The sequence below is a fragment of the Campylobacter troglodytis genome, from assembly GCF_006864425.1.
Lineage (GTDB): Bacteria > Campylobacterota > Campylobacteria > Campylobacterales > Campylobacteraceae > Campylobacter_D > Campylobacter_D troglodytis.
In genome coordinates this window covers 1-348 of the sequence record NZ_QHLI01000284.1, presented here as the reverse complement: position 1 = coordinate 348, position 348 = coordinate 1, and the positions used below count along the sequence as shown (strand labels likewise).

Genomic DNA, 348 nt, shown 5'->3' with positions numbered 1-348 from the left:
ATTATTTTAGACATAGAAAAAAATAATTTTATACTTGACATAGAAAAGATCTTATTTACAATCAACGCCTTTACCGAAGAAAAAAAAGAAGACTTAGAAGCTTATGATGTGTATATTGTATTTATGGGATACCTCCTCAAAGGCTCAAAGCAAGTTTCTAGCTCCTCCACTCTCACGCAAAACACTTCAAATTCACCCCTCTTCTTTTCAGAAGTAGATAAAGAAGGCAATTTCAAGGCAAATTCTCCATTTTATCATTTCATCCCAGCTGATGAAACACTTAACAAGGGAAGGCTTACTGTTTATTTAAATAACTTCACCTTAAATTTGCTTAATTATTCTTTATTA

At 31.3% G+C, this 348-nt stretch carries 1 pseudogene; it reads left to right on the top strand.

The features are described from left to right. Positions 1-348 (top strand): annotated as a pseudogene (locus DMC01_RS14375) (hypothetical protein); the annotation flags it as partial.